The sequence below is a fragment of the Pseudoxanthomonas sp. JBR18 genome, from assembly GCF_028198165.1.
Classification (GTDB): domain Bacteria; phylum Pseudomonadota; class Gammaproteobacteria; order Xanthomonadales; family Xanthomonadaceae; genus Pseudoxanthomonas_A.
The window spans coordinates 1,865,650-1,891,185 of record NZ_CP116339.1; the positions used below are offsets into that span (position 1 = coordinate 1,865,650).

The 25,536-nt window shown below is 64.2% G+C and carries 24 protein-coding genes; 16 read left to right on the plus strand and 8 right to left on the minus strand.

Annotated elements, in window-relative coordinates; genetic code table 11:
* The first annotated feature begins 815 nt into the window (after positions 1-815).
* From PJ250_RS08450 to PJ250_RS08460, 3 genes are all read left to right on the plus strand, one after another.
* Positions 816-1,793 carry an AI-2E family transporter gene (locus PJ250_RS08450; protein WP_271648571.1) on the plus strand — a complete coding sequence of 326 codons (978 nt, stop codon included), beginning with the start codon at positions 816-818 and terminating at the stop codon, positions 1,791-1,793.
* A 143-nt stretch (positions 1,794-1,936) separates the two neighbouring features.
* On the plus strand, positions 1,937-2,422 hold the full coding sequence (locus tag PJ250_RS08455; RefSeq protein WP_271648140.1) for a hypothetical protein: 486 nt from the start codon (positions 1,937-1,939) through the stop codon (positions 2,420-2,422).
* Between the two features lie 8 nt (positions 2,423-2,430).
* Positions 2,431-2,940, plus strand: a complete 510-nt coding sequence (locus tag PJ250_RS08460; RefSeq protein ID WP_271648141.1) for a hypothetical protein — start codon at positions 2,431-2,433, stop codon at positions 2,938-2,940.
* A gap of 36 nt (positions 2,941-2,976) precedes the next feature.
* Here PJ250_RS08460 and PJ250_RS08465 read toward each other — a convergent pair whose 3' ends face one another.
* The 4 genes from PJ250_RS08465 to PJ250_RS08480 all read right to left on the minus strand — a co-directional run bounded on the left by PJ250_RS08465 (position 2,977) and on the right by PJ250_RS08480 (position 6,887).
* The gene (locus PJ250_RS08465) at positions 2,977-3,564 is read right to left on the minus strand and encodes a hypothetical protein (protein ID WP_271648142.1); all 588 of its coding nucleotides are present in this window, start codon (positions 3,562-3,564) and stop codon (positions 2,977-2,979) included.
* Between the two features lie 84 nt (positions 3,565-3,648).
* Positions 3,649-4,230 carry a TetR/AcrR family transcriptional regulator gene (locus PJ250_RS08470; RefSeq protein ID WP_271648143.1) on the minus strand — a complete coding sequence of 194 codons (582 nt, stop codon included), beginning with the start codon at positions 4,228-4,230 and terminating at the stop codon, positions 3,649-3,651.
* Positions 4,231-4,615: 385 nt separating this feature from the next.
* A complete protein-coding gene (locus tag PJ250_RS08475; RefSeq protein ID WP_271648144.1) occupies positions 4,616-6,031 on the minus strand; it encodes a serine hydrolase domain-containing protein in 1,416 nt (471 codons plus the stop codon).
* Between the two features lie 85 nt (positions 6,032-6,116).
* Positions 6,117-6,887: a hypothetical protein gene (locus PJ250_RS08480; protein WP_271648145.1), complete on the minus strand. Its 771-nt coding sequence runs from the start codon at positions 6,885-6,887 to the stop codon at positions 6,117-6,119.
* A gap of 192 nt (positions 6,888-7,079) precedes the next feature.
* Between PJ250_RS08480 and PJ250_RS08485 the strand changes: the two genes are divergently transcribed.
* A complete protein-coding gene (locus PJ250_RS08485) occupies positions 7,080-7,865 on the plus strand; it encodes a winged helix-turn-helix domain-containing protein (RefSeq protein WP_271648146.1) in 786 nt (261 codons plus the stop codon).
* 497 nt (positions 7,866-8,362) lie between these two features.
* Here the strand turns inward: PJ250_RS08485 and PJ250_RS08490 are convergent, their stop codons facing one another.
* On the minus strand, positions 8,363-8,734 hold the full coding sequence (locus PJ250_RS08490; RefSeq protein ID WP_271648147.1) for a YciI family protein: 372 nt from the start codon (positions 8,732-8,734) through the stop codon (positions 8,363-8,365).
* A 310-nt stretch (positions 8,735-9,044) separates the two neighbouring features.
* Here PJ250_RS08490 and PJ250_RS08495 point away from each other — a divergent pair, with 310 nt between their 5' ends.
* Both PJ250_RS08495 and PJ250_RS08500 read left to right on the plus strand, forming a co-directional pair.
* Positions 9,045-10,859, plus strand: coding sequence for an amidase (locus tag PJ250_RS08495; RefSeq protein WP_271648148.1), 1,815 nt, complete (start codon positions 9,045-9,047; stop codon positions 10,857-10,859).
* 525 nt (positions 10,860-11,384) lie between these two features.
* Complete coding sequence (locus PJ250_RS08500; protein ID WP_271648149.1) at positions 11,385-11,966, plus strand: hypothetical protein; 582 nt, start codon at positions 11,385-11,387, stop codon at positions 11,964-11,966.
* An 87-nt stretch (positions 11,967-12,053) separates the two neighbouring features.
* Here PJ250_RS08500 and PJ250_RS08505 read toward each other — a convergent pair whose 3' ends face one another.
* Together PJ250_RS08505 and PJ250_RS08510 are read right to left on the minus strand one after the other, a co-directional pair.
* Positions 12,054-12,491, minus strand: a complete 438-nt coding sequence (locus PJ250_RS08505; protein ID WP_271648150.1) for a transposase — start codon at positions 12,489-12,491, stop codon at positions 12,054-12,056.
* 126 nt (positions 12,492-12,617) lie between these two features.
* Entirely contained in the window at positions 12,618-12,977 is a 360-nt protein-coding gene (locus PJ250_RS08510) for an IS110 family transposase (protein ID WP_271648151.1), read from the minus strand.
* 1,405 nt (positions 12,978-14,382) lie between these two features.
* Here PJ250_RS08510 and PJ250_RS08515 point away from each other — a divergent pair.
* The 8 genes from PJ250_RS08515 to PJ250_RS08550 all read left to right on the plus strand — a co-directional run bounded on the left by PJ250_RS08515 (position 14,383) and on the right by PJ250_RS08550 (position 19,710).
* Positions 14,383-14,733 carry a hypothetical protein gene (locus tag PJ250_RS08515; RefSeq protein WP_271648152.1) on the plus strand — a complete coding sequence of 117 codons (351 nt, stop codon included), beginning with the start codon at positions 14,383-14,385 and terminating at the stop codon, positions 14,731-14,733.
* Positions 14,734-14,800: 67 nt separating this feature from the next.
* Positions 14,801-15,085, plus strand: coding sequence for a DUF7660 family protein (locus PJ250_RS08520; RefSeq protein WP_271648153.1), 285 nt, complete (start codon positions 14,801-14,803; stop codon positions 15,083-15,085).
* Positions 15,086-15,847: 762 nt separating this feature from the next.
* Positions 15,848-16,540 (plus strand): hypothetical protein, encoded by a 693-nt coding sequence (locus tag PJ250_RS08525; RefSeq protein ID WP_271648154.1) that lies wholly within the window; start codon positions 15,848-15,850, stop codon positions 16,538-16,540.
* 634 nt (positions 16,541-17,174) lie between these two features.
* A complete protein-coding gene (locus PJ250_RS08530) occupies positions 17,175-17,564 on the plus strand; it encodes an Imm26 family immunity protein (RefSeq protein ID WP_271648155.1) in 390 nt (129 codons plus the stop codon).
* Between the two features lie 202 nt (positions 17,565-17,766).
* Positions 17,767-17,994 carry a hypothetical protein gene (locus tag PJ250_RS08535; protein WP_271648156.1) on the plus strand — a complete coding sequence of 76 codons (228 nt, stop codon included), beginning with the start codon at positions 17,767-17,769 and terminating at the stop codon, positions 17,992-17,994.
* Positions 17,964-18,857: an IS3 family transposase gene (locus tag PJ250_RS08540; RefSeq protein ID WP_271648572.1), complete on the plus strand. Its 894-nt coding sequence runs from the start codon at positions 17,964-17,966 to the stop codon at positions 18,855-18,857. Before PJ250_RS08535 ends, PJ250_RS08540 begins: the two co-directional genes overlap by 31 nt.
* Before the next feature lie 25 nt (positions 18,858-18,882).
* The gene (locus PJ250_RS08545) at positions 18,883-19,293 is read left to right on the plus strand and encodes a DMP19 family protein (RefSeq protein ID WP_271648157.1); all 411 of its coding nucleotides are present in this window, start codon (positions 18,883-18,885) and stop codon (positions 19,291-19,293) included.
* Positions 19,294-19,353: 60 nt separating this feature from the next.
* Complete coding sequence (locus PJ250_RS08550; RefSeq protein WP_271648158.1) at positions 19,354-19,710, plus strand: hypothetical protein; 357 nt, start codon at positions 19,354-19,356, stop codon at positions 19,708-19,710.
* Positions 19,711-19,939: 229 nt separating this feature from the next.
* Here the strand turns inward: PJ250_RS08550 and PJ250_RS08555 are convergent, their stop codons facing one another.
* Positions 19,940-20,326, minus strand: a complete 387-nt coding sequence (locus PJ250_RS08555) for a hypothetical protein (protein WP_271648573.1) — start codon at positions 20,324-20,326, stop codon at positions 19,940-19,942.
* Between the two features lie 214 nt (positions 20,327-20,540).
* Between PJ250_RS08555 and PJ250_RS08560 the strand changes: the two genes are divergently transcribed.
* Both PJ250_RS08560 and PJ250_RS08565 read left to right on the plus strand, forming a co-directional pair.
* On the plus strand, positions 20,541-20,864 hold the full coding sequence (locus PJ250_RS08560) for a YdcA family protein (RefSeq protein ID WP_271648159.1): 324 nt from the start codon (positions 20,541-20,543) through the stop codon (positions 20,862-20,864).
* A 237-nt stretch (positions 20,865-21,101) separates the two neighbouring features.
* Complete coding sequence (locus tag PJ250_RS08565) at positions 21,102-25,493, plus strand: hybrid sensor histidine kinase/response regulator (protein ID WP_271648160.1); 4,392 nt, start codon at positions 21,102-21,104, stop codon at positions 25,491-25,493.
* The last annotated feature ends 43 nt before the right edge of the window (positions 25,494-25,536 follow it).

Here is a 25,536-nt window from a genome sequence, read left to right on the forward strand (position 1 = left end):
CTGCGCCGCGATTGCGGCGCGCGATGGAGATCGTTGCGGGCGGCGCGGTCTCGAGATGCGTTTGTGCCGAAGATTCGCGACCGCTCGCTTGGTCGTCATCCTCGATCAAGGTTGCTGAAGCCAAACGCTGCCTCACGGAGATGGGTGGCGGGCTTGTCCGCCACGCCGACCGTGGAGTTGCTCGCACCTGCCGATGGCATCGATGGCACGCCCGCACGCATCCGGTTCGTTCCGTTGGCCGCATCAGCTCGCGCGTCGCCTGCGAGCCATCCGCGTGTTTGGGTGAGGAATACGCCGGCGCATCCGAGGCGGCGCTGAGCGGAGCACCCCCGGGAGCGATCGCAAAGCGGGCCTCTTCGACGCGGGCGCATGGTGAACGATCCATGCGCCTGGGGGACGGGCGCACTGCAACGGTGGGATGCACGTGCAGGCCGCTGCGCCACGCGACGATTCGGCGACAGCGTCGCAGACCCGCTGACGGAGGTGCATGACCCCGTTGGCCGCGGCGTGGAAACGCCACGTCTGTAGCGAGGTGCGGCCGATCTCCACCCCGGGATCGCGGTCGACACAGAGCAGCACCAGCCACGCCGTGGGTCGCAGCGGCGGCGGTATCCAGCGCCGCCTCGGGCGCGCAGCGGGGTGAGCGGCGCCTTGCGAGGCGCAGCCACGCGCTGGTGGGTGCCCGCCTTCGCTCGCTGTGCACCTGGCCGGCGGCATTGTCGCGCCTTGCCCCTCCCGGATGCTCCCTGATGGAAGTCCCTGCCGCCCCCGCCCCGGGTCCCCTGCGCGCTTTCGCCGCGCGTGTGCTGGTCGTGCTGGCGCTGGGCGCGCTGGCGCTGCTGGCGTGGAAGCTGTCCGAACTGCTGCTGATCATCTTCGGCGCCGTGGTCGTGGCGGTCCTGCTGCACGGCCTGACGGCCTTGTTGCGGCGTGGCCTGCCGGTCCCGGAATGGGCGGCGCTGGGCCTGGTGATTACGTTGCTGGTCTTGCTGCTGGCCGGTGTGATGACGATGTTCGGCGCCGAGGTCGCCGGACAGATCGATGCCTTCCGCACCACGCTGCCGGCGGCCTGGAACAAGTTCCACGCCTGGCTGCAGTCCGGCCCGCTGGGCCCGCAGCTGGAGGAGCTCCCCGATCAGCTGCGCCAGGGCGCTTCGACGCTGGCCACGCATGCCGGCGCGATCCTGCTGTCCGCCGGTGGCGGCATCACCGACGCGGTGCTGATGGCGGTCGGCGGCGTGTACCTGGCCGCGCAGCCGCGGCTGTATCGCCATGGCCTGTTGCGCCTGCTGCCGCTGGACCAGCGCGGCGTGGCCGACGAAGCCCTCAGCGCCAGCGGCACCGCGCTGCGCGCCTGGTTGGGTGGCCAGCTGCTGGCCATGGCCGTGGTCGGCACGCTCACCGCGCTGGGGTTGTGGATGTTGGGCGTGCCGGTGGCCCTGGGCATCGGATTGTTGACCGCGCTGCTGGACTTCATTCCCATCGTGGGCCCGATCCTGGCGGCTGTCCCGGCCATCCTGCTGGGCTTCACCGTCAGCCCGCAGGTGGCGCTGGGCGCGCTGGTGCTGTTCGTGGTCCTGCAGCAGATCGAGGGTCACCTCCTGCAGCCGCTGATCCAGGCGCGCGTCGTGAACCTGCCGCCGGCGCTGCTGCTGTTTTCGCTGTTCGGCATCGGTGTGCTGTTCGGGCCGATGGGCGTGGTCCTGGCGGCACCGCTGACAGTCGTGGTGTTCGTGCTGGTCCGGCATCTGTACGTGCGCCACGCGCTGGGCGATCAGGGCCAAGCCGCCTGACCTGCGCGCAACGGAAAACAAACCACGGCCTCCAACGCGCTCGCTAAAGTCCAGCCTGGCCGAGGCAAAGCAAGGGCGCGCCGCCCGGCGCGCAAGGAGCGAAGCAGGTGAAGCGGGCACCACACGTAGGGCGATGCATCGTCGTGATCGCCGTCTGGGTGGTCGCACCGCTGTCCCAGGCGCAGGATGTCGCCGGGGCCCCGCTCGCGGTCGCGCAGCAGGTGCCCCCCGCGACCGACGCGCCACCTGCTCGGCTCAGTGCCGGCGATGAGGTGCCCACCCTGGGCGAGGTCAAGGCGCTGCCGCCCGACGAGGAGGAGGCGCTGGATCTCTATCGCTTCCGCAATCCCATCCAGGTCGATCCCAATCCTTTTGCGAAGGGCTATCGCCCGCCACCCTCGCCGAAGGAGATCTCGGAGAACGGCGGCTATCTGGCCTACGGCCTGTCCAAGCTGATCGGTGCGGCGGCCAAGGGGCTGCAGAACGTGCCGCGCGTCCGGGGACAGATCGAGCCCGCCACCGCCAGGCCACCGCCGCTGAGCCTGGAACAGATGGACCGCGCCGCACGTGTCTGCGGCGCCGACGGTGCGGACTGCACGGCGCCGGCCGTCGTGCCCGCCTCGCCATGAGCCGCGTCATGCAGACCTTTGGCGGTCTGGTGATCGGCGCCCTATTCGGCGCGTCGCTGTCGTCCGCAGTGGCGCAACAAACCTTGACCTTTAGTGCGATGCAGGCCGCACCTGCCATCACGCCCGCGGCCGAGCCAGCATCGTCCGCCGCGCCAGCGTCGGCCTCCGCCGCTACGGCCGCCGATGCCCGCGTGCCCACGCTGGGCCAGGTGCAGGCCCTGGCCCCGGAGGACACGCAAGAGGCCCTGAACCTGCACGCCTTCCGCAACCCGGTCACCGTCGACCCCAATACTTTCAGCAAGTCATACGACCCGGGGATCAGCCCCGAGGAGATGGCGCTCAAGTACGACGGCTACGTCAACTACGGGCTCAACATGGGCTTGCTGCAGACCTGGAAAGGCATCAAGCGCGTCACCGGCATGCGCCCCTACGAGCATCCCGCCAGCGCCCGCCCGCCGCCGCTGACGCAGGCGCAGATGCGCAGGGCGGTGCAAGCCTTGGAAACCGAGGACGAGTGACGCTGCGTCGCTTGTTTCAACCCTTGCGCTTCACGCTCAGGACATGATCGATCGCCGCTTGCGGCGCTGCGCACCCACGGCCAGCCACAGTGCCGAAAGCAGGGAGTAGACCGCGCCCACCGCCGCATACCCGGCGATGCGGTCGATCGAGGGCATCTCCGGCTTCAGTGCCTGCTGCAGGAACAAGCCGCCGGCCAACGCTGACTGTGCGCCGCTGAGCATCATGGCCCACTGCCCGCCCACGGACTTGCGGCGTGCGATGGCAGCGCCAAGCTGCAGCAGGCCGGCGGCGATCGCCCAGGCGCCGTACACCTGCAGGACCGCATGCATATCCGCGCGCAGGGCGATCAGGACGGCAATCGTGGTGGCGCCACTGACCAGCGCATTGATCGCCTGGCTGGTGTTACGCGCCAGCCCGCCGCTGCACTTCGCATCGACCACGTTGGCCAGGGCATCCCATGCGGGATAGATCACCAACAGGACGGCGGCCACGGCAGGGACGTGCAGGCCAATGCCGAAGGCCGCAGCGACCCAAATGAGAGAGAACACGCCACGGCCGGTGTAGTAGCGGGTCAGCCAGTGCTGCGGGGCAGGTGACGGGGAGGCATTCGAAAGCTGGTTCATGAGGAAACTCCGTTTGTTTGGGGTGCAGCGGGACGCTGGCGCACGCAGGCGTGCCCAGACCGGGGACAACCTTTGGAGGTGCGCTTAGCTGGGCGCGAGTCGCTCCAGCGCGCGCTTCATCACCACGCCGAAGACCTCCGGCTCGCCGTAGGCGCGGGCCGACAACATGGCGCCATGCACGGAAGCCATCAGGGCCTCGGCTTCCACGCCCGGCGTATCGACCAGCTGGAATTCGCCCTGCGCCGCGCCGCGCTCCAGCAAGGCGGCCAGCCAGGTCGACAGGTCGCGGAAGTACCCAGTCACCTCGGCCGCCACGTCGTCCGGCAGCTGCGGCATTTCGCTGGCCAGCAGCGCGCAGACGCACAAGGGCGCCGTGCCATCGGCAATGCAGCTTTCCCAATAGCCCACGTAGCGCTGCAGCTGGAGCGCAGGACTGGGCGTGCTGCGCTCCAGCTCGGCCAAGCCCCAACGGGCTTCCTGCCGATAGCGCTCCACCAGCACGTGGACCAGTTCGGCCTTGCTGGGGAAATGGTGGTGGATGCTGGGCTTGCGGATGCCGATCCGGCTGGCGATATCGGCATAGCTGAAGCCGTTATAGCCGCCTGCCAAGAGCAGTGTGCGGGCCTGGGCGAGAATCTGGTCCGCGGTGGAGGGTGTCGATTGCATACAGGCATACTACCTACTAGTAGGTAGGCGCGCAACTTGGCGTCTCCCGCCGTCCTCCGATCGTTCAGATTCACGACAAGGGGCTTGGCAACGTCGTGAAAGTTGACAGGCCCAATGCACCGCCTGTCCCGGGTAAAGCCGCTTCCGCGCTCGCCCAGTTCACGGCGTAGGCGGAACCGGCCGATCAGGTGGCGGAGTCGGAAAAGTCACTGCAGTCGAGCTGCATCCTCCGGAGTCCGCCTTCGAGTCGAAAGAAGTGAACCTTTCCGCCGCCTGCATAGCGACGAGCGCGTGTCTATTGACGCCCTGCGCCGAAACGTCAGCCGCCGTCGCTCTTGATCGCGCCGTGCATTGCCACCGATCCAAGGCGACCAGCGGCGCGCATTCATCTCTGCCTGCTCGAAAGCCGGCGTGACTTTTCGTACAGCAGCTTGGCACCCTGTGTATCACCCTTGGCCGCATGCGCCTCGGCCAAGCTGTCCCAGGCGTTGGCAGAGTCCGGGAAGAGCACCGTGTTCAGCACGAAAACACGCAACGCGGGATCAACACCCAAGTTCTCCCGAATGGTATAGCCCGCCGTGTTGATGGTCCGCTCCAGCTCCATATCGCTAAGCGTGGTACCTGCACGGATCCGCTTCGCTTGCGCGAGCGTATCGCCTTCGGCTGGTGGCCGTAGTGCGTAGCCCACCAACGCCTCCGACAGTGCCTCCACCGGGAACCGGTCAGGTGCCACCACGGCCATTGCGCTGTCTACGAGCATGCGCGACCAGACATTCTTCGCACTGCCATTGGTCAGGTAGATAAAGATGTAGACATCGCCGTCTAACGTGCCATCGAAGAGGATGCGCACCCGAACGCGGGTTCCTCCATCATGGCCGACCTGCCGATAGGCACCGCTCTCACCATATTCCCAGCCGATAGCGAACCAGCCGCGCTGTCCGTCGGCCAGCATCCGCGGCTGCCAGAGCCGTTGTAGCGTGGACTTGCTCACCAGTTCGCCAGACGTCATGGCTTGCAGGAACCGGGCAAGGTCATCCAGAGAGATGTGCAGGGTGGCGTGCCCGTAGGCGTAGGCAGGCCATGGGAGATCCGTCTCTTCTTCCAGATGCCCTTCTCTGCCGATATAGGAACTCACCACGCGCTGCTTCGGTGGTGTGGCCATCCCCAACCAGGTGTGTTGCAGGTGGAGTCTGTCGATGATGCGTTCCTGTGCAACCTGCGCATAGGGCTTTCCGTAGTGCTTGGCGAGCAGTGCGGCCAGCACGACGTAGTTCGTCTGCGTATAGCGGGACTTGGTACCCGGAAGAAAAAGCAGCGGTACATCGGCCAAAGACCCGAACACTGCCTGCAGGTCAGGGGGAAACTGCGTGTTCCCCGCGGTCTCTTTGCCCTGGTGGGTGTCGAAGTAGTCTGGGACGCCGGAGGTATGGTCGAGGAAGTCGCGCACGGAGATCGCCTTCCACCGCGCCGGCAGGTCAGGCAGATAGGTGCTCGCCGGGGCGTCGAGCGCCACTTGCCCAGACTCGACCAGCTGCATGACCAAGGCACTCACGAAGAGCTTGCTCAACGAATAGCCGGGAAAAACGAAGTCTGTGGTCAGACGCTCGTGGGTTCGCAGGTCGGCCTCTCCATCCACACCCCTGAAGAGCACCCGCCCATTGTGCGCCACCAGCAGCGCCTGGCCCGGGATGCCGTAGCGCTCACGGTTGAGTTCCATCTGCCGAGCCAGAGTGCGGGACAGTGCACCCCCCGCAAGGGCGCAGGGAGAAACCAGCAAGGCGATGGCGAGCATCATCGCCATGGAGCGCCTTAAGATCAGCAAGCACTGCATGCAAGAAGCACCTCTGTTGTCATTCGGATTGGGGCGTGTGTGGCCTGGTTGTCTGTCAGTGGACAAAGAATGCGGTACGGGCAATGCCCGCATTGTTCGTCTTGCCCATCCAGGCACGCACTTCTACTTCGTACAGGCCGGGCGCAGCGGTTGGCAGGCTCGCATCGAACATCGCGCTTTTGGGGTCGAACCGAAGCGCCACGCTGCCAAGCGCTGCGCCATCGACTGTCACATAGGCTTCGACCGCAACATCGCTCGCAGCCCACGTGCCACCTTCGGAAATCGCACAGCCACACAGCATCGTGACGTTCGCCCGCAAGGGGACGGTTGTGCCCGCCTTGACCCATTGATATGCGGCAGGTTGGGTCAAGCCGACGATCAGTCCCGGCAGTTCCATCAACCATCCGTCGCCGGCAGTGAGGTCATGCCCCGGCAGGATCCATTGGGTACTAGTGGCTGTCGTGGTGGCCTGGGGTTGGCTGAGCGGGCCGGTGACGCTCAAGGTCACCCGACGGGGGTGGTCAATATCGAGCGTTGCCCGGAAGACGGCCGAATCCTCAGTGGAACGCTTTTCACCAGGGACGTTTGCTTCAACCATGATCCGCCGCGTCTCACCCGTCGTCCCCGACGTCTGCCCTTGGGCCAGGATCTCGCCGGTCTCCGCGTCGGTCAGGACCACGCGGGTCGATGCGGTGTATCCGCCGAGGAACTTGGCGCCGCGTGCGATCACCCTGACTTCCACCTTGGTCGGTTGTGCCGTGGCCTGGCCGGCCATCGCGGCCAAGGCAGTGGACAGACATAGAAGGGCGGATATGGAGATGCGCATGCGAGCTTCCTGAACATGGATGGGGGACGGTTGGTGAGGCCGGTCGGCAAAGATGCGCTCTTACCGCAGTAGCCCAGCAGGTCTCGCGGACAAGCTTGCGGCGCTCTGCCAGAATGATCGAATGACATGTCATGACTTCCGCTGACATGTCCTAACGGCAAGGGCAGCGAGGGGTGATAGGAGATCAGGGCGATGCTGCGTTTCGACGATTTCAGGCTGGACCCGGAGGCCCTGCAGGTCTTTCGGGGGGATGTTCAACTGGATGCTCCACCGCAGGTAGTGGAGGTCCTTGGCTATTTGATCGAAAACGCGAGCCGGATCATTCCTCGGCAGGAACTTCTGGACCGGTTCTGGTCGCGCGCCGGTACCGGCGGGGATGCGGCCCTCAACACCTGCATCCGCCGCATCCGCACGCTGCTGGAAGATGACGCCGAAGCGCCGCGCTACATCCAGACCCGGCCCCGCTCCGGCTATCGTTTTATCGGCATGCCAATGGTCGATACGGAACAGCGAACACCGCCTCCGCGCCGCTCCATCACGCTGCGTCTGGCCGCCATCCTGTTCGGGGGCCTCGCGATCGGATGCGCGGCCTGGGCGTGGGGAGGCGGCACCCTGGTGCGGCCCGACCACAGAATTGCGATCGAACCGGCGCAGGGATTGTGTGAATACGTGCTGTTCCCCCACTTCAACGCTGGCTTACGCGAAAGCCTTCTGGCCCAGGTCAGCCACAATCTGCCTGCCGGCTACAGCATGGCCTCGGACAGCAAGCACGCTGACCTGCATGCTCGTGTCAGTGTCCGGCAGACCGAGCAGCAGACCGTCGTCGTATTGACGCTGGTCGAAGAAGGCAAGGGTCGTCTGCTGTGGTCCGGCGAATTCTCCGACGCGACCAATATGCAGAACTACGTGCCGCTGCAACGCTCACTGGCCAAGCGCATGGCGATGGGCCTGACGCAAGCCCTCAAAAGTCGCTCGTAAGACCGATCACTCGTTTCATCGGAGTCTCTGAGTCGGGCAATGGCAGGAAGCGGTCCGCCTCACCTACGCAGCACTGGAGGCAAGGTGTCTTGTTGCGCACAGCTGCCCTCACACCGCTGCCACCCACCTTCAGCCACGGATACCCTTTCCCAGCCGTGACTTTGCCGTTTGAGGGCGCGCCCGCTGACGCAGGCTTTGCTCAGCTCACTGGCTTTGGGCGTACCTCGTGCGGGGAACGGGATGAACGGAGGATGGTCTGTCCTCACTTTTCGCTTTGGATCAGGGTGAGAGTCGGTACCAAGGCGGGATAGACGCACGCCGTGCGGTGCCGATGACAGTAGCGGCCCAGCTCCGCGACCCAAACGCCAAGAGGCGGAAATGGCGCCGTCCGCTTCTCGGTTCGCTTCGGCCTGCGCGGGTCGTACGCGGGCCATCGACAAACGCACGGACAGCGCCATGTCAGACGAGATGGAGGGCGCGGGACAGGTGCTTGACCCTCACGGCACCAGATAGAAGTCCAATGGAATCAACTCCACTGCCCAATCGCCTTCCTCGCCGATCTGGGCGGCTGGGTGCATGGAGGCAATGCGTAGCGCCTCGTCCTCGTTGTCCGCCTCGATGATGAACAAGCCGCCGACGACCTCCTTCGATTCGGTATAGGGACCATCGGTGATCTGGGTCTTGCCGTCGCGCGGGCGCAGCGTGCGCCAGTGCTCCAGGTCGCCAAGCGAGGCCGACAACAGCAGCTTGCCGGTCGCACGCATCTTCTCGTCCAGCGCCGGGCACTGGCTCACGATGGCTTTCACCGCATCGGGGGACAGGGCGGCGAATTTCTCGGGAGTGAAGTAGGCCAGGCCGAGGTATTTCATGGGAGATCCTTGGATTGGGAAGCGCACTGACGACGAAGCAGTCGGCCACAAATCGACAATAGCGCTGGCGGCGTGTGGATTGGTGGCGGGCCGGGAGGTTTCGGCCCGGGATTGGATCACCTGTCCATCGACCTCCCGCCTGCCCGGGACAAGCGATGCCCACAAAAGCACGCCCGCCAAGCGGCAGCACGTCCGGACCGGGATGCGTTCCCAGCGCGCCGGCTTTCCGCTACGTTCCGGTGGCTGGGGCCGCGCGCCCGCCCGCATCGACAGCCACGCGCGCCTGCCTGGGCGCACATCGGAGAGCACCATGAAAACGCGTCGCGATTTCCTGACCCAGGCGCCTGTCGGCCTGCTGGGTGCCGTAGTGGCCGGCAGTGCCGCTGCCCAGACCGGCGCGCAACCGCCGGCCACGTCGACGCCACCGCCGCCGGGTTCGCCCGGAGCGTTCAATACCGCGCCGCCGGTGGGACCCAAGCTGGACACCGCCACTTTCGCCCAGGCGGAGAAGCTGATGCAGGTGACGATGACCGAGCCGCAGCGCGCCATGGCGGTGGCCAACTGGCCGACCTCGCTGGCCGGCCTGCTGGAGCGTCGCACCGGCCCGCGCAAGGTCGCGCTGGAAGAGGGGTTGGCGCCGGCCACCACCTGGTTCCCGGCGATGGGGCGCGCGCAGGTCGGCCCGACGCGTAATCGCTTCATGTCGTCCAAGGTTGCCGAGATGCCGCTGCCGGCGAAAGACGAGGACATCGCCTTCGCCTCGGTGGCTCAGCTGGGCGCGTGGATCCGCACGCGCCAGCTCACTTCCACCCGCCTGACCAAGCTCTACCTCGAACGTTTGAAGCGCTTCGACCCGCAGCTGCGCTGCGTGATCACCCTATGCGAGTCGCACGCGCTGGAGCAGGCCGCGCAGGCCGACCGGGAGATCGCCGCCGGCCATTACCGCGGTCCGCTGCACGGCATCCCGTGGGGCGCCAAGGACCTGCTCGACACCGCCGGCATCCCGACCACCTATGGTGCCGAGCCGTTCAAGCATCGGGTGCCAAAGGGCGATGGGGCGGTGACCCGCAAGCTCAACGCGGCCGGCGCGGTGCTGGTGGCCAAGCTCAGCCTGGGCGCACTGGCGCTCAACGACATCTGGTTCGGCGGGCAGACGATGAACCCGTGGCTGCCGCAGGAGGGCGCCTCCGGCTCCAGTGCAGGGCCTGCCGCGGCCACGGCGGCCGGCCTGGTGGCGTTCGCCATCGGCAGCGAAACCCAGGGCAGCATCATCAGCCCGTGCATGCGCTGCGGCACCACCGGCCTGCGCCCCACCTATGGCCGCGTGCCGCGCACCGGCGCCATGACCCTGTGCTGGACCATGGACAAGCTGGGCCCGATCACCCGTTCGGTGGAGGACACCCTGCTGGTCCTGCAGGCCATCCACGGCACCGACCCGGGCGACACCGCCAGCGTGGCCGCGTACCTCGATTACGACGCGGACGCATCGATCAAGGGCCTGAAGGTCGGCTACTTCCCCGCCTGGATGCAGGAGGCACCCGCCACAGACCTGGATCGCGCCGCGCTCGATCACCTGCGCGCGCTGGGCCTGGTCCCCACCGAGGTGTCATTGCCCGGCTGGCCCTACGACGATCTCAACCTGCTGCTGTTCGCCGAGGCCGCCGCCGCCTTCGAGGAACTCACGCTATCAGGCCAGGTTGAACAGCTGAGCGAGCAGACCCCGGACGCGTGGCCCAACCTGTTCCGCGAGGCGCGCTTCCTCTCCGCCGTGGATTTCGTCCAGGCCGACCGCCTGCGCCGCAAGGTGGCCGCCGAGATGGCACGCGTGATGGGCGAGGTGGACCTGCTGCTGGTGCCCTCACTGCGCGACGAGATGATGGTCATCTCCAACATGACCGGCCAGCCCGCGCTCACCCTGCGCACCGGCTTTGTGGAAGTCAGCCAGGTCCGCAGCGACTGGGCACCCGATCCCAAGCACCCGCGCCCGACGCTGGCCAAGCCGCACCGCGTGCCCTACGGCGTGACCCTGGTTGGTCGATTGTTCGAGGAAGGCACGCTGGGCCGCGTCGGCAGCGCGCTGGAAGCGAAGGTGGCGGTAGCGGGGGAGCGGCCGGTGGGGTTTTGAGGGTTGGGGCGCCCGGCCTGCCGAAAGACGCTGAGAGGGGACGGATGCGAAGCGCGGTGCAGAGGGCAAGGAGGATAAAAACTGTATTCCGACTCCAGTTCTCGTCACCGCATCCACAGTGTCGTCACGAAGGGGTGCGCGCATGCGAGGTGGCTCGCAACCATTGATAACGGGGCCGGACCGGACGCACCGAGATCATCCGGCGGAGGGCTCCTGCCCCGTCGCGATCTTCGTGGCCGCGCTCTCCTTCTCGAGCTAACGCCATCCAACACCCGTTAACGTTGCGGCCCGCAACGTGGGCGGAACTCCGCACGATATCGGGGTCTGCGCGCCCCGCGATGTTGTACCGGGTTCTGTCCGCCCCTTATTCCGACACCCGACGAGCAACTCACGCGCGTAAATGGCACTGCAAGCATTTGATTTCTGTCGGGAACTTTGAATTGACGCCGCCAACGGCGACAGCACAGAATCCAGATAAAACCCCTTCGAGGGGTCTAATAGTAGTTAGGGCACTAAGGGGGTTCTTTGCAAATCACAGAACAGCAAAACCGAGCTGCTGGAGACTTCGTCGATCTAATTGCGAGACGATTGGGTTCTGGCCGCGCTATCCATCCAGAAACCGCAATAGCCTCCTCTGCCCGCATTTCAGGGAGTTTGCTCCTGCGGTCATTCGGTTTCGATCTTGATTCGGAAGAGCCGGGCACGGTTCTGCTCTCCAATGAGGCAAACGAACAAGGCCCTAACTTGGTCAATCTACTCGGTGCATTCTTGGCTAGGAATCGGGTTACGCTTGATTCAACCATGCTTGGCGGCGCGCCCGAACATCGCGGCACGCAACCAAATCTCGATATACAACAGTCACTCGCATTACTACAGGCGGATGCGCTTCAAATTGCTGCGCGGCATTCACTGTCGCTGCGACAAGCCGCGGAGGCCGCTGCCTTAGCTACCGGCTTCATCGTCAAGGAGTGCGTAGCATCTGTTGGTGGGGAGGTTGGCTTCAATGTCGCAGCTTTCGGATTCATTGAGGGCAGCAAGACTGTTCCGCCACTTCTGAACCCCGCCAGCAAACCATCTTCTTCAAAGCCGTGGTACAAGTTCTGGTAGGGCCGTGGTCTCGGGCCCTAACAATTCATTCAAGCCGAAGTTGCTTCGCAACTCGGCTTAACTCAGCAGCTGTCTTCCGATGAGTGGTCAGCAGACCGGGGCAGCGCCCTGCGCCAGTTCGTCACGGCGGTGCGCGTTGATGATCGTCAACAGCTTGCGCATGCATGCGACGAGCGCGACTTTGGCCAGTTTTCCGCGCGCACGTAGCTGCTGGTAGTGCGCCTTCATGGCAGGGTCCCAGCGCACGGCCGAAAGCGTGGCCATGTAGAGCGCAACGCGGACCGGAGCCCGGCCGCCACGAATGCGTCGCGCGCCGCTGGCCTGGCCGCTATCGCGGTTCATCGGTGCCACCCCCACCAGTCGCGCGATCTGGCGTCGGGTCAATGTGCCGAGTTCCGGAAGCAAGGCCAGGCTGGTCGCCTGGAACACCGGCCCAAGTCCCTTACACGAGCCAAGCGCCGGTGAGGCATGCGCGTCGAGCAGCGCACGGATCTGCTGATCGATGGCCGCCAGCTCGCGCCGCATAGCCGCGATGGTCCTGGCAGCAAGTGACCGGATCGGAGCCGGACACATCGCCATCTGTTGCCGATGCGCCTGCAACGCGGTGACGACCTGGCCGCGACGGCGCAGCCAGTCCCGCAGCTCCCGCTGCTAGGGAAGCGGCGCGTTGTAACGTTGCAGCCGGTCGGCAAACATGCGGGCCATCAGGCAGAGCATCTGCGCGTCGATGGCATCGGCCTTGGCCACATCACCCGTGGCGCGCGCGAAGTGGCGCGCCTGTCGCGGATTGACCCGTGCGAACCATACCTCGGCATCGCAACAGGCCTCCAATAGCGCATCCTCGTAGCCGCCCGTTGCCTCGACCACAACACGGGCTTGTTCAAGCTTTACGAGCAAGCGCATCAGCTTGCGGAGACCGGCTACCGAATTGGGGACGCGCATTGCCCCAGCCTTACCTTCGATCGCCACATCCAGCGCCGCCTTGCCCACGTCGATCCCTACTGCGGTCATGGCCGTTCTCCGATAGAGTTGGCTGGTCGAGAACATCGCGCCCGTAGCCCACGCTTATCAGTTCGAGGGTGACTTCGGTCAACTGTCCGTGCGCAGGGCGCGAGCACCGGCATGCGGCCCCTGCTGAGTTACGGTGCTGCTACACCGAGGCGTTATCGGGCGCGCATGCCGGGCTCTCGGCGCCTACAGTAGGGAAACTGGAAGACATAAGGCGTTAGGCGTGTGGCGTCTTCCTTGGCATGGCGTTCCCGCTTGCACCAGCAATTGTGCCGCCTGACACTTGGCAGGTCACCTCATCGGATGGTCAACGTGGCAAGCCCTGCATCGGACGCAGTACAAGACAATCGCCGTGTCGGCTCGCGCGCCCTGTCGGCCATCCGCGTTGGGCCGTCCTGGCCTAACAAGTCAATCAAGCCGAAACCGCTTCGCGGTTCGGCTTATTTCCAGCGTTAGAGCCCTTTGGAAACTTGGCAGCCCATTACAGTCGTTGAGCTTGAGGTGCTGGTTGCCGATCAGTTTTCCAACTGCTCGCCTGCTCAACAGATTGTATTTGCCTCGTATCGCGTTCCTTTTTACTTGGTACCTTTTCAGCGTAGCCGCTTGTTGGAGCATGTTCTTGTCGTTGCGGAGTTGCCATCTGGCCTACTTTACTACGAGGATGTTGAGGGGGGATTTGAGGTTGGAGTGCTAGATGCCGACGGCATCCTGCAGGACCATGGCTGCAACCAGTTGGAGTTGACTCATGTGCTATCGCGAGCAGGGCTCTAACAAATCATTCAAGCCGAACCCGCTTCGCGGGTCGGCTTAATTCTGGTGTTAGGCGTGTGCCTTCTTCTTTGGCTTGGTTCTCCCGCTTGCACCACCCCTTGCGCCGGCTGACACTTGGCGGGTCACCTCATCGGACGAACAACGTGGCAAGCCCTGCATCGGATGCAGCACAAGACAATCGGCCAATCGGCTCGCAAGCGCAGCCGACCACCTGCGTTGGGCCGTCCTGGCCTAACAAGTCAATCAAGCCGAAGCCGCTTCGCGGCTCGGCTTATTCCCAGCGTTAGGCGTTCAACCATGAGAGGGAAAGGAATGGAACAGTCGTGCAATGATTGTGGCTGTGCTGTCGGCGACCTTCACGAAACGTTCTGTATCAAGGAGCGTTGCCCATTTTGTGCCGGACAACTGGTTTCTTGCGGGTGCGTTTCGAAGGTTCTAGAGTTGAACGCTCAAGAGCAGCAGGCTCTCGATGAGTACGTCGACGATGAAGTCGAACCACTTAGAGGCATCAATGCTCGTTGGATCAAGGCGCTCAATCGAAAAGGCAGAGTTCCCTTCAACGGCTGACGCACTGCCGCCTAACAGGTCATTCAAGGCGGACGGCTTCGCCGCCGCTTAATTCCAGCGTTAGCACTCTATGACAGATTCGCTCTCCGTCAACGAAGCGCTGGACAAGCTAGGCCATCTCGACGGGGAGCCCGTGACCGTCCATGGAATTCTCCACTTTGAGTTCGAGCACATTGCCATCTGGCACTACCCGAAGGGGGAGAGGCGCGACATCGAGCCATTCGGCCAAGCTAGTTCCAGCATTTGGCTTAGTACCGGCACTGGCAGCGTGCAACTCAACGAGAGAGGCCTGGAGAAACTTCACGGGCATCGCGTATCGGTTTTGGGTACGCTCTATGCACCGGGCCCGCGCTTCAGTGGTTGCGGGCATCTTTCTGGCACCCCTGCGGAAATTCTGGTGAGCTCCATCGACCGCCTGTAAGGGTGCTAACAATTCATTCAAGCCGAAGTTGCTTCGCAACTCGGCTTAATTCAAGTGTTAGGCACGCATGGCAAGCGATCAGTTGTTCAATGTTCTTCAAATGGTCGACGGCGAGACCACATTCATTCGCTTCGTCGAGTTGCTGGCGGCAGAGCGTGACTCGGCGGACAAGTTGCCTCCGACCCTTGACGGGTTTCAGGGCGCCTGGGCCAACCAAACCATCGCAGATTTCCTGCGTGCCGGCGCTGCCTGGGCGGAGGACTCTGAGTTTGGCGTTCGGCCAGGGCCCAAGCCCACCAACCCGTGGCAGCTGTTTGCTACCTTCTTGTGGGCAGGGCGTGGCTACGAGTAGCGCGCCTAACAATTCATTCAAGCCGAAGCCGCTTCGCGGCTCGGCTTAATTCAGGCGTTAGGCGTGTGACTTGTTCTCTGGCTCGGCGCTCCCGGTTGCACCAGCCATCGCGCCGCCTGACACTTGGCAGGTCACCTCATCGGATGGTCAACGTGGCAAGCCCTGCATCGGACGCAGTACAAGACAATCGGCGTGTCGGCTTGCAAGATCAGCCGGCCACCTGCGTTGGGCCGTCCTGGCCTAACAAGTCAATCAAGCCGAACTGGCTTCGCCAGTCGGCTTATCTCGGGCACTAGGGGCTAGAACATGTGGGCAAACTTCGGTGGCATGCCAAAGCTGCTAAAGTTCCTCACTGCGCATGCAGCGTGCTGCCTTATATTTTTCTTCGTATCTGTCATTCCAATCGACTATTACGCCATACAAGGTCGACATGTCACTTACGCTGAGTGGTGGAGCAGCGGCGCAGGTGTATTCGCATGCTTGATCGGCCTCGTTGGTCCTTTCGTGGCGTGGGCACTCGCGTCAAAAAAACCATATGCACGCGCTGTGTATTTAGGGTTTCTAGCCCTTGCGTTTTTAGCACCATGCCCGTTCTTTGGCATGCTCGCCTATGTTTTGCCTGGTCTACTTGTTGTGGGTGTCGGTGCGTTCTACCTCTATAAGTGGCGGAGCGTGCAGGCGTACTTCGCCCCTAAAAATTCATTCAAGCCGAACCCGCTTCGCGGGTCGGCTTAATTCAGGCGTTAGACCTGCACAACACTTATGCGCACAGCTGACCCACAGAACATAAAAAGCGATTTCCTCTCAGGCCTTTCTGATATTGAAGGCGTGCTAGCGAACTTCGCCACAGTAGCTCTACCGAAAAGCAATAAGAATCTCATTGCAGAGTATTCATTCCTTGGCGCTTCAGTGCTGCTCGAGGGATTCATAAGTGACCTATTTGTTGCCTACATCAACAAGAAGAGTGGGCCATTCATTGGCGCACTGACTCAGAAGATGACGATAGAGAGCACGGATGACTACGCAAAGAGAGCAATTCCGCTGTCCACAGTGGATATCGCATCGCACTTGACTCTAGAGAAGATCAGGAAAGTCCTAGACCCAAAAGGCTGGAACGTTACGTTCGCCATCTCGGCTGATATGAAAGCAAAAGCCGGCATCTGGCTAGACCTTCCGTACAAAACGCATTTCACTAGCATGCCAAACCGCCAATGCGCGCTCGTAGAAGCGACAAAGGCGATGCGCAACTATCTTGCCCATCGCAGCAGCGCCTCTCAACAAACGATGCAAACCGCGCTTCACCATGGCAGTCTTACTGCGGGATTCAAGCGCGGCACTAACCAAGTTCACAGCGTTGGCTCATTTCTAGATAGCACTCCGACAGGAAAGACACAGGCCCGTCTCGTTTTCTACATAGATGAGCTCAAGGGAATGGCTGACCAACTATGTCCATGAGCAGGTCTAACAATTCATTCAAGCCGACGCCTTTGGCGCGGCTTAACTTGGGCGTTATGTTGCAAGGCAAGCATGTACGCAAACGTTGAGAAGGCGCCTGCTGAGCTAACGAAACTTGGAGGTCCATGTGGCCCCATTTCAGTCTGGCTTGTGCTCACACGCCACGGAATAGCAGCTGAGCCAGCCGAAATCATCCGCCGCTGCAACTACAGCGAAACGTTTGGGTCTTTCGCCACCTGCTTGGCTGAGACACTGCAAAGCTTTGGGTTACGTGTTCGCCTTCATTCGGATCCAGATCCAGATCCAAACGATTTAGAGCGCTCGGCCTATCAACGAGTCTCCGTGCTACCTGCGGCGCCCTTGTCAAAGCTACTCACGGATGTTGCTACCGGCGCGAGTGTAATTGTGAGCTACATCGCGCCGGGAGGGGATGGCCACTTCTCTCCATTAGCAGGCGCTATAGCAAACAAGATCCTCTTGCCATACAGCGCAGAAGGACTAATGCTTCGGTCCGAGTTCAGCAAGCGCTGGCGCGCCAATGGAATTCTCAGGCAGGCTGTCGTTGCAACATAACAATTCATTCAAGCCGAACCGGCTTCGCCGGTCGGCTTAACTCACGCGTTAGACATACAACATGGCAGCCCGCGAAGGTGACATTTTCACGATTCCGCTTGAAGATGGACGCAAGGCTCTGTGTCGCGTTCTCTTTGCGTCGAGCTATTTCAAAGACGTAGTTCTTATCGGGTGCTATGGGGTGCGTTCCGACGACCTTTCAACAAGCGAGCAAGCCAGCACAGGCCCTAAGGCAATGGTATATACGGGCTGGTCAAAGGCTTGGACCATCATCGGCCACGAGCCGATGGCTAGCCATGAGGGCACACTCTCCCGGCGTATCGTTGCGGGTGATGTCTGGGAAGGTGACAAGCTTATGGGGAAAGCCACCGAAGCAGAGTTGGCATCACTTCCAAAGATGCAAGTTCACGGGCATCGCATCCTCGTCAGGCATCTCGCAAAGTATGTCTAACAACTCGTTCAAGACGGACGGGATAGTTCCCACGGTTTAGTGGACACCCTGATCTATCTTTTCAGGAGTTTCCCATGCCCAAGCCAGGCCCTAGAACCACGACCCGCTACAGCGAGCAATTCAAAGCCACCGCCGTGCGCCTCAGCCGGCTCCCCGGCGTCCAGGTGCAGGACGTTGCCGCCTCGCTTTACATCCTCCCGTCATGCTGTCTCGTTGGCGCAAACAGGCGCGCGAGGGCACGATCATGGTCAAGGGTGTGGACGTCGATCCGGCCGTCGCGGCCGAGCTGAAGGAGCTGCGTCGGGTGAAGAAGGCCTACGAGCAGCTGAAGGTCGAGCATGACCTTTTAAAAAAAGCGATCGCGTTCACTTCCGAACGAAAAGCGAGCGCTTCGCCGTCATCCAGACCCAGCAAGAGCACTGCCCGGTGAGGCGGCTGTGTCGCCTGTTCGGGGTCAGTGCCAGTGGCTTCTACGCTTGGCGTGCCCGTCCGCTCAGTGAGCGCGCGCAGGAGGATGGACGGCTGATCGCAAAGGTTCGCCAGCTGCATCGGGCGAGCCGGGAAACCTACAGCAGTCCGCGCGTGCACGCCGAGCTGCGCCGGCAGGGCGAGCCGGTCGGGCGCCGCCGGATCGAGCGCCTGATGCGCGAGCACGCGGTGCGCGCGTGCTCGGCCTCGCTGTATCGCGGTCTGCCCGGCCTGGGCCGGTTCTATGCCAGCGTCGACAACCAGATCCATGCGTTGACCATTGAGCGCTGCGATCAGGTGTGGGTGACCGATGTGACCTACCTGAAGGTCGCGGGCACCTGGCGCTATCTGGCCACGGTGATGGACCGCTATTCGCGCCGCCTGCTGGGCTGGGCGCTGGGCCTAGAGAAGACGGCCGCGCTGACCTGTCGCGCGCGCGCTGCGTCCGTACGCCACCGACGCCCTGCACCGGGCACGCACGTGCACAGCGATCGCGGCGTCGAGTTTCTCGCCAGCGACTTCAAGCCAGTCCTGAGCAGGGCCGGCCTGGTGCAGAGCGTGAACCGCCCGCGACGCATGACCGACAACGCCCACATGGAGTCGTGGAACAAGTCGATGAAGTCGGATATGTATCACCGCCGACGCTTCACCGACGGCCGGACAATGCGCCACACACGCTTGGCAGCTGCATCGATTTCTACAACCAGCACCGCTTACACTCGCCCTTGGGATATCGTTCGCCGATCGAGTTCGAGGTCCAATGTGTCTGACCCACGGTGTCCACCTTTTCGTAGGAACTCTCAGCCGCTCCGCGGATCGGCTTAATTTAAGCGTTAGACGGGCCAAATACATGGATCGTACCGAAGCACTTGTTCACGACCGTTGGAAGCAGCACGGATTCGAGTCGCTACTCCCAGAAGAGCAGGGTTACGTGGCCGTATGGTGGTTCGCCATGGAGGTCAACAACGGCGGCTTTGACCAATATTTCCGTAACAACAGCGGAGATGCTGCGCGGCTGGCGCTGGATATGCTCCATCAATCGGAAGCACGCGAAACTCACTCGCTGCTGAGGGCGGCGCTGTTAGTTTTTGAGCAGGTAGGCGGGTACAGAGCTGACCGCGAGGCTCGAAATAGTCGGCTCGACAAACTACCTGCCAACGCTTTCGATGACCTGGAAAGCCAGTTCTACGATGGACAAGAGCACTTCATGAGTAAAGTGCTCTCGGTCGTCGCACAGGCTCACATCCGCGCTAATGTCTAACTTCTCGTTCAAGGCGGACGCGCTGACGCGCGCCGCTTAACTCTAACGTTAGGCGTCGAAGTGGAACTTCCTGATCGAAACAATGTATACGCTGTCATCGTCTGCGATGCTCGTCTCGCTAAGCTCGCAGAGCTTCTGGTTACATTGTTCCGGGTGCCAGATGACTCTGTCTCCATCAAGACATCGCAGTTCAACGGCGCACAGACGTTGCGATTCTATGCACCGAGTGCTGAGTTCACTGCGCATCCTGGTCTTACTGACGGTGAGTTTCTCCTCAATGGCGCAGTTGCAGGAAACGATGACGACGTTCGTGGTGTTGCTATCTCTCTGTATCAGGCATTATTTCGTGGTGGATTTCGGCCACAACTCGATGCTTACGGCGCAGACGGAGGCTGCGTTGTGGAGTTCGACGCCTAACTAGTCGTTCAAGCGGACATTGGTCCGCAGTCGGCTTCATGTCATAAACTGGTAGACCTCGGCGGCCCAATGCCGCTTAACTCAGCAACTGTCTTCTGATGGGTGGTCAGGTCGCCAGGGAAGTCCTGGCCATCAGTTCATCGCGGCGCCGCGCATTTACGATCGTTAGCAGCTTGCGCATGCAGGCGCGCCAGCGCTGAACAACCGGGGTCAGAGTGCAATTGCGCCTCTACCCACCCTCACACCGCTGCCATCCCCCTTCCGTCGCCGACACCTGCTCCCAGCCGTTGCTCAGGCGCTTGAGGGCGCGGCCGCTGACGCAGGCGTAGCCCAGTTCCTTGGCTTCGGGCGTGCCCAGTGCGGGGAGCGCGATGACCGAGCGCGAGGGGGCGGGTTTGCCCTGACGTTGTGCTTCGCTCTGCAGCAGGGTGTGCTCCAGTCCTTCGCAGTACCGGACCATCCCGGGATTGGGGTGATTGCGGTACTGCGCGCAATGCAGCGGCGTGGCGTCTCTGGCCGTCGAGCTGTAGGGCTGGCGCGTGGGGGGAATGTAAGGGCGATGCGTGGTGCCGACCGCCGCGCGGGTCTGTGCGGTGGCGGGCAGGGCCAGGGCCATGCTCGCGGTGATCAGGCTCAGCGATGCCGCGCGGATGACGGCGATCATGCGTTCCATGCGATGCCCCTGTGTGCGTCCACGCCGATCCTACCCAAGCCGGCGGCCTTTGCGCGCGGGGTGACCGGGCTTGGCGGGTGAGGCGATGCGCACACGCCACGTGTGGTTTAAGGTCCTTGCCTGTCGCTGCAGGGGGCCGCGGTGTCGGGGGAGTCGCATGTTCAAGCCAATCGCGCGGTTGCTGGTGCTGTTCGCGCTGACCATGGCGATGGGCGCGTTGGCCAATACGCCGTGCTCGGGTGCCAAGGGCGGGGTGCACCACTGCGCCAGCGGCCGCTTCGTCTGCAACGACGGCTCGGTCAGTGCGTCCAAGCGCGTGTGCAGCGGTGGCGAAGGCGCAACGAATGCGCAGCACCTGGCGCCGCCGCCGGCCGCGTCAGGCAGCTGTCCCTGCAGCACGGGCACGTTCTGCACCGGGCCGCGTGGCGGCCGCTACTGCCTCACCCCATCGGGTCGCAAGAGCTATATCCCGAGGGACTGACTCCCGGGCGCCCCCGCTGGTCGGCGCGTCGTTGCTCGCGGTGTATCCAGGATTTCTGCGCACAGACCAAACGCCATATCAGGCCAAACGTGCGCCGCGGCTCAGTTTTCACCTCTGTAATCGCTCCCTGGAGCCAGCGCCATCAAGTCCGCCTGAAACGGGCCGATGCCCGGGGCGGGAACGTCGTCGTTGTCGGGAGTGATCCGGCATCGCGGCGTGGCGTGGGGACATCGGGGTATGGGCAAGACGCAGCGCGCAACATCGACCGAGCGGCGGACCGTCTGGCAGGGCGGTCTGCTGGTGCTGTGTGCCGGGCTGCTGGTGACGGCCGGGCTGGTCCGGCGCGAGCATCTTCACGGCCAGCAGGAGTTGCAAGCCGCCGTGCGCGCCGACACCGCGCTGTACGCCAGCCAGATCAGCGGTGCGATCCATCGCTACCACGCCGGCCTGCGCGGCCTGCGCGGTGCGGTGCTGGCTTCAGAGTACGGTGAGAAGCACGCCGACCTGAATGTCTACAGCAGCGCGCAGGACCTGGAGCTGGACTTCCCCGGTGCGGTGGGGCTGGGATTTGTCCGACGCGTGCCGCCGTCGCAGCTGGAGGCGTATCTGGCCCACATGCGGCGCGAAGGCCTGACCGACATGAAGCTACGGCAGTTCGCCCCGCACGAGGGCGACCTGTACATCATCGAATCGCTGCAGCCCATCGCGCGCAACCAGGCGGTGATCGGCCTGGACCTGGCTTCGGAGACCAGCCGACGCGAGGCGGCCGACGCCGCCGCGCGCAGCGGCGAGCCGCGCCTGACCGCGCCCATCACCCTGGTCCAGCAGCCCGACCATGCGCGGCAGGGCGTGCTGCTGCTGTTGCCGGTCCGTGCGCCGACAGGCGCGGCGCGCGCCGACGGTCCACAGGGCGTGATCGGCTGGGCCTATCTGCCACTGCTGCTGGACGAGGTGCTGCTGCAGCTGGAGCCGGAGCGCTGGAACCTGTCGGTGCAGATCGCCGACGTGACCGATGCGCACGACCAGACCCCGTTCTACGCGTGGGCGCCGCCACAGACGCCTGCCCTGTCCCACACGGTGGTGGACCGCCAGGTCGATGGTCGTCATTGGCGCATGACCTTCGGGGTGTTGCCCACCTTTCCGGGCGCCGATCCCACGGCGACGTTGGTGCGCCTCGTCGTGGCCGGTGTGGGGGCCAGCGTGGCGCTGGCGCTGATGACCAGCATGCTGCTGCTGCGTCGTCTGCGCCGGGCGCGCACGCGGCGTCAGCAGGAGCTGCTGGAGGCAGTGGTCCATGGGTCGGCCGACGGCATCATCGGCAAGCGCCTGGACGGGGTGGTGATGAGCTGGAACCGCGCCGCCGAGACGCTGTTCGGCTATACCGCCGAAGCGGCGATCGGGCATCGCCTGCTCGATCTGATCGTGCCCGAAGCGCTGGCCCACGAGGAAGAGGCGGTGCTCAAGCGCATCGGACGTGGCGAGGTGATTCCGAACTTCGAGACGGTACGCCGCCGCGCGGACGGGACGCAGGTGGACGTGCTGGTCAGCGTCTCGCCGATCTACGACGCGGACGGGCGCGTGGTGGGGGCCTCCAAGACCGTGCGCGACATCTCCGAACAACGCCGGGCGCGCGAGCAGATCCTGCAGCTCAATGCGCGCCTGGAAGAGCAGGTGGCCGCCCGGACCGCCGAACTCACCGCGTCGAACGCGCTGCTGCAGGGCGTGCTGCATGCGGCGTCGGAAGTGGCGGTCGTGGCGACCGATACCGCCGGCACCATCGTGCTGTTCAACTCCGGCGCCGAACGCATGCTGGGCTATCGGGCCGATGAGCTGGTTGGCAAGCACACCCCCCACGTGTTCCACGTGCAGGCCGAGATCGATGCCCGCAGCGAGGAACTCGAGCGGACGTACGGCGTCACGCTGAAGGGCTTCGATGTCCTGGTGGAGGTGGCCCTGCGTACCGGTGTCCAGACCCGCGAGTGGACCTATCTGGACAAATCCGGGCACGGTCGCCCGGTCAATCTGTCGGTCAGTACGATCCGCGACGCCGATGGCGTGCTGACCGGCTATCTGGGCGTGGCTTTCGACATGAGCGAGCAGAAGGCGGCCGAGCGCAAGCTGTCCTACGCCAACCAGCAGCTGTCCATGGCCACCGACGCAGCCCAGCTGGGGATCTGGGACCACGACCTGGACAGCGGCGCACTGGACTACAACGCACGCATGGCCGAGATCTACGGCTGGCCGTTGCCAACGCCGGGGTACACGATCACCTTCGAGGACTGGCGGCGCAGTGTCCATCCCGACGACCTGCCCTGGGTGGAGGACTTGCTGCGTCGCTCGTTGACCGATGGCAGCGAATACGCGCCGGTGTTCCGCATCATCCAGGGCGACGGCGCCATCCGCCACATCCAGGCCGCCGCCTATGCCGAGCGCGATGCCCATGGTGCGGTGGTGCGCCTGGTGGGCATCAACCGCGACATCACCGGACAGCTGGAACTGGAGCAGGCGCTGCGCGATGCCAAGGCCGCGGCCGACCATGCCAATCAGGCCAAGTCCGAGTTCCTGGCCAACATGAGCCATGAAATCCGCACCCCCATGAATGCGGTGCTGGGCATGCTGCAACTGCTGGGCCGCAGCCGCCTGGCGCCCTCGCAATCCGAGTACGTGCGCAAGGCACAGCTGGCCGGCGGCATGTTGCTGCAGTTGCTCAACGACCTGCTGGACTACTCCAAGATCGAAGCGGGCAAGCTCCAGCTGGACCCGCATCCGTTCTCGCTGGACACGCTGCTGCAGGAGTTGGGCGTGGTGCTGTCCTCCAGCCTGGGGGACTCGGACGTGGAGATCGTCTATCAGGCATCGCCCGAGGTTCCGCTGGAACTGGTCGGCGACAGCCTGCGGTTGCGCCAGGTGCTGATCAACCTGGCCGGCAATGCGATCAAGTTCACCCACTCGGGCAGCGTGTGCATCCGCCTGGCGCCTGCGCCAGTGGACCATGCGATGGCCGAGGGCACCGCCTGGCTGCGGGTGGAGGTGGAGGACACCGGCATCGGGATCTCACCCGAGCAGTTGGTGCGGTTGTTCAAGGTGTTCACCCAGGCCGAGGCGTCGATCAGCCGGCGCTACGGTGGCACCGGGCTGGGGCTGGTGATCTGCCAGCGCCTGGTGCAACTGATGGGCGGCACGCTGCAGGTGGCCAGTCGGCCGGGCCTGGGCAGCCGGTTCTGGTTCGACATCCCCATGCAGCTGCAGCCCGGCGCGCGGCGCCTGGGCACGGCGCTGGCGTGCTGCCCGGGCGGGGGACTGCACGTGGTGGGCGGCAGTCACGCGCTCTGCGGCTTGGCAGAGGCGCTGGCCCAGGCCAGTGGCCTGGACATGCGGCATTCGGCGGTCGATGCGATCGAGCCCGCCAGGATCGCGGCGGATTGCCGGAGCGTGGTGATGGAGTGGCATCCCGAGCGCGCCGCGCAGGTGCGGGACCTGGCAAGAGCCCTGCGCGCCCGTGCTGCCCCACCGCGGCTGGTGGTGGTGTCCAGCCATGCCAGGGCCCTGCAACGCGCACAGCTGGACGATGCGGCATGGCCCTTCGACGCGACCCTGGCCAAACCGGTCACCGCCCTGCAACTGGGCGCTGCCCTGTGCGCCACGTCGACCTCGCCCGCGCTGCCGCCGATCAGCGACGACCTGCCCCTGGCCGGCGTCCACGTGCTGGTGGTCGAAGACAATGCGATCAACCGCGAGGTGGCCGCCGAGCTGCTGGTCGCCGCCGGCGCCACCGTGGAGCTGGCCGAGGGCGGACGTGACGGCGTGGCCCGTGTGTTGGGCAAAGGCGGACCGCTGGACGCGGTGTTGATGGATATGCAGATGCCCGACCTGGATGGGCTGGAATCCACGCGCGAGATCCGTCGTGATCCGCGCATGGCCCAGCTGCCGATCCTGGCGATGACCGCCAATGTCTCCACCGATGACATGGCCGCCTGCACCGCCGCGGGCATGAACGGCCATGTCCCCAAGCCGATCGAGTCCGCGCGCCTGGTCGCCAGCCTGCTGGCACTGTTGCCCGCCCGGGCCGAGCGCGGCGCGCAGGTGGCGGCAACCGCCCCGGCGCAGGCCGAGGCCGATGTGGATCCCGAGGCGGATGCCATGGTCGAGCCGATCGCGCGGGTTTTGGATCGCCTGGGAGGCAATGCGGCCCTGCTCCAGCGCGTGCTGAAGCAGTTCGATGACCAGGCGCGGCTGCAGCTGGACGCGGGCGAGCAGGCGCTGTCCCACGGCGACCTGGCCGAGGCGGCCGGGCGCATGCATACCTTGCGCGGCATGGCCGCCAACCTGGGCGCCGTGGCCCTGGCGCTGGCCTGCGGTGAATTGGAAGACGGGTGCAAGCGGGGCCTGGCGCCACCGGCGCAGGCAGTCCTGGCGCTGCGTGGGCTGACGGGCCGTTCGATCGAGGCGCTCCAGCACGCCCTGGCGACACGGGTGCAGGTGCAGGTCAGCGCCGCGTCCACACCCGCACCTTCCTTGCCGACCCTGGAGAACGTGAGCGATCAACTGGAGGCGCTGGCCGTGCTGGTGGGGGAGTCCAACCTGGCCGCGCTGGAGCTGCTGACCGACATGCCGGCGGCCATCGATTGACCGCAGGGCGCGCACTACGCGCAGCTCCTGGAGCTGGTGAATC